Origin of the sequence: Acetobacter sp. (assembly GCF_052102375.1) — a bacterium.
Classification (GTDB): Bacteria; Pseudomonadota; Alphaproteobacteria; order Acetobacterales; family Acetobacteraceae; genus Acetobacter.
In genome coordinates this window covers 1-3,662 of the sequence record NZ_JBQDXI010000040.1, presented here as the reverse complement: position 1 = coordinate 3,662, position 3,662 = coordinate 1, and the positions used below count along the sequence as shown (strand labels likewise).

At 53.6% G+C, this 3,662-nt stretch carries 3 protein-coding genes; all 3 read left to right on the top strand.

Features of this window, described 5'->3' with window-relative positions:
• Positions 1–686 precede the first annotated feature (686 nt).
• The 3 genes from ACTIDN_RS11925 to ACTIDN_RS11915 are packed head-to-tail and all read left to right on the top strand — an operon-like array spanning position 687 to position 3,531.
• Entirely contained in the window at positions 687–974 is a 288-nt protein-coding gene (locus ACTIDN_RS11925) for a phosphopantetheine-binding protein (RefSeq protein WP_048837858.1), read from the top strand.
• Entirely contained in the window at positions 971–2,623 is a 1,653-nt protein-coding gene (locus ACTIDN_RS11920) for an AMP-binding protein (protein ID WP_441377223.1), read from the top strand. Before ACTIDN_RS11925 ends, ACTIDN_RS11920 begins: the two co-directional genes overlap by 4 nt.
• On the top strand, positions 2,620–3,531 hold the full coding sequence (locus tag ACTIDN_RS11915; RefSeq protein WP_441377222.1) for an LpxL/LpxP family acyltransferase: 912 nt from the start codon (positions 2,620–2,622) through the stop codon (positions 3,529–3,531). Before ACTIDN_RS11920 ends, ACTIDN_RS11915 begins: the two co-directional genes overlap by 4 nt.
• The last annotated feature ends 131 nt before the right edge of the window (positions 3,532–3,662 follow it).

Sequence of the window (3,662 nt, the reverse complement as noted above, 5' to 3'; positions counted from 1 at the left end):
TTTTTCATAATCTAACCCGATGTACAACCCTTCTGTGAGATTTCCGCGTCGAAGTGGCGTATGACCAATCGCCTTAAACCGTATTCCAGAATTAGAAAAAAAGTAGCCAACCCAATGGTCCCACCGTTTAAGGGCCATTGCCAGGCATTATGAGGGCCGTAGAAAAAGAGGGCGAGGGGGGCAAGGAGTGCCGTTATAAAGAACAGGCTCCAAAACCATGTCAGGCAATATGTATATCTTATAATATCAGGGCGTAAGGGGCCGTGAACCTGCCGTGCAAATCTGGTGATTAATGCGGTCTGGTTGGGAAAAAGCGAGCGAATAAAAACACAGCAGGGAGCAGCTAATGCAAGGTGATACAGGCCAAGTAGATCAATAAGCCGGACGGCTGTAGGCCAGTGCCATGCAGGGAAAACGAGCATCGCCGTAACAGGGAGCCACACGCGAAAATTTTGCGTTGCGAGGGCAACGCCTACACCTTGGCACAAAATCAGGGTAAGTGTCACATACTGTGCAGGAGTGCCGTATAACAGGCACAGTTTTGGCAAGATTAAGCTGCATACAAGCAGGCTCCAACCCGCTTTGCGCAGCCCGGCTCTGGCCAGAGCAGCGGGTTTTACGCGCTTTTCGTGAGCAGGGTGCTGTGATACTGGATTAACAAATTTTTCATCTGACATGAGAGTTCCGTGAATACGCAATCATTTGTTTCTCTGCAAACGCCCTTTGAACATGAAGTGGCTGAGCGGTTGGTTGAGGCTTTGCAGCTTGAAGTCACTGCTGATGAAATTAGTCCTGAGGCTCCCTTGTTTGGGGACGGTCTTGGGCTGGATTCCATTGATGCGCTGGAAATTGTCCTGATGATTGGTCGTGATTACGGTGTGACGTTACGCTCTGATGATCCGAATAGCCGAGAAATTTTCAGCTCTCTGCGTACGCTGTGCGCCTATGTGGCGGCTCATCGCCAACCATCATGAGGCAGGCTGCCAGCCTTGCGGAACAGGCAGAAACGCGTGATTTAAGTTTAGTCTACGCTCCTGACCGGACGGTATTTCATACGCCATCAGGTCCTGTCACCGGGCATGACCTGCTGCGTGCAGCGCATCAGGTTGCACAACAGCTGCCAGATAGCCCAGTGGTATCCTTATGTCAGGATATCTGGTCGTTTACTGTTTTGTTCTTGGCTGTCGTGCTGCGGGGGCAGTATCTCCTGCTTTCGAGCGATCGTACCATAAGCAGCCTGAGTGACCTTGCGCAGCGGCACGGCGCGGTGTGCATTGCGCTGGATCATGATGTCCCTCCAGACGGCCTCCCCCAGAACAGCCTGATCATCTCGGTACCTCCTGCACAGTCAGTCATGCTGGAGGCAAAGCAGCCTCAAAACCCAAAGATTGCCGCGTCAGACCTTGTCGCTATTGTCTTTACCTCCGGTAGCAGTGGTCAGCCGGTCGGGCATAAAAAGCATTGGGGTGCTTTGGTTGAACGGAGTGTCGTGGCACGTGAATTGCTGGACCCCGCGCAAAGTCCGGCTACTGCTGTGGGCACCGTTCCTCCCTACCATATGTATGGGTTTGAAACGCTGGTTTTACAGGCCATTCATACACGGGGCATGACCACCACAGGACCATGCGCTTACCCGGCGGACTGGCAGTCCATGTTGGAGCGCTCTCCTGCGCCGCGCATTTTGGTCACAACCCCTTTGCAGCTCCGCAGTCTGGTGCGGGCAGATCTGGCTTTGCCTTCCATAACGAGAATAATTTCTGCAGCGGCACCCATGGACATACGGGTGGCGCAGGAAGCGGAAGCCAAACTGGCCGCACCTGTTATGGAAATTTACGGGGCGACAGAAATTGGGTCTGTTGCCATGCGCCACACAACACAAACGTCGCTCTGGCAGCTTTATTCGGGGGTTGTGTTGAGCGTTAAGGGAGAAGACGGTTACATCAGTGCACCGGGTGCCGCAGCTTTTCCATTATCTGACTTTGTAGAGCCTGCGTCCAAACAGCTTTTTCGGCTGATTGGACGCAAGAGCGATATTGTAAAACTTGCAGCAAAACGGACCTCTCTTGCTGCATTAAATTCGGTGCTCCTATCTATACCCGGCATCGTGGATGGTGCGTTTTTAGCTCCCGAAGCAAATCAGGCTGAGGCTTTGGGGCGGATGCAGGTGTTTGCCGTTGCACCAGGGCTTCCGCCAGACCAGATCTTGCAGAGCCTGCGTGAGCAGCTTGACCCTGCTTTTTTGCCGCGTCGTGTGGTTCTGGTTGACGCTATGCCGCGTAACTCCGTTGGTAAACTGACCGTGCAGGCATTGCGCCAGTTGGCCGAGCAAGAGGCCGACGGGCAGAGGCTTGGTACATTGTGCATTGCGCCAGACAATCCCTGCCTGCCCGGGCATTTTCCCGGCCAACCTGTCGTGCCGGGCGTTGTGGTTTTAGAAGAGGGGCTGGCGCAAGCAGACATCGCCCCCCAGCGTATTTTACAGGTTAAGTTTATGCAGCCTGTCCTGCCGGGTCAGTCCGTAGTTTTTTTCTTGAAGACTGAAGGAGGCCGAGCACGTCTGACGGGTCGTGTAGAAGGCGGTGTGGTCCTGCGTGCCATAGTGCAGCTTTCTCATTCTGCATGAGCAGGCAGACAGAAACATGGCTGACCCCCGAGCGCGGTAATTATGCCGTAATGGTGGTCATGCTGTTTCTGGCCCGTGTCCTGAGGCGGCGTGTCTTAAGCCATTTAATCTGGCCCATCTCGCTTTATTATCTGATGTGTGATGGTACAGCGCGGCGCGGGTCTTATATGTATCTGTGCCGGGTACTGGGGCGTAAGCCAACATGGCCTGAGCGGTGGCGGCATATCCATGCCTATGCCCTGACAGTGCTTGATCGTATTTTCATACTGGGCGGTAAAAAAAGTGCGCCCCCTTACACTGTGCGCGGCAGCGAGGTCATTTTCGCAGCATTGAGCAAAGGCAGAGGCTGTATTTTGCTTGGGGCGCATATTGGGTCGTTTGATGCACTACGCGCGGTTGGCCGCTCTGCGGCATGTAAGATACGGTTGCGGGTGCTTATGTACCGCCGGTTTGTGGGGGCGACCAGTAAAGTCATAGAGCAACTGGATCCGGATTATGAAAGTGCCATTATTCACATAGGTGAACCACAGACCATGCTGCACGTTGCAGAAGCCCTGCAGCAGGGGGATGTCGTTGCTATTTTGGGTGATCGTGCACCAGATATGAGACGTTATGCTTCCATACCTGTTTTGGGAAAAGAAGCTCCGCTCCCTGTTGGGCCGCTACGGCTTGCTGCTATAACCGGGGCACCTGTGGTCCTGTTCAGTGCCTTGCGTTGCCGGGATGGGTCCTACGATATTCGGTTTGAACCCTTTGCCGAGCACATAAAACTTGAAGGCACCCGCACGGAGCAGGCGCAGACACTAAAGGCATGGTTGGTCCGTTACGCCGCATGGCTTGAACTCTTGTGCCGGAGAGATCCGTTTTCGTGGTTCAATTTTTATGATTTCTGGAAGGAACGGTCATGAAAATATGCTATGGTGTGGCCTGCTTTATTGTCGCACTGTGTGGAGTGCAGCCTGTGTTTGCACAGGATCTGGCTGAGGTTCTTCCGCACTTTTCGTGATGGGTATTTTGTACTGAGGTTCCGGAACTGGGA

What these genes read in the sequence shown, in the direction of transcription:
- ACTIDN_RS11920 (WP_441377223.1), top strand. Translation starts at nt 971, where the DNA reads ATGAGGCAGGCTGCCAGCCTTGCGGAACAGGCAGAAACGCGTGATTTA.
- ACTIDN_RS11915 (WP_441377222.1), top strand. Translation starts at nt 2,620, where the DNA reads ATGAGCAGGCAGACAGAAACATGGCTGACCCCCGAGCGCGGTAATTAT.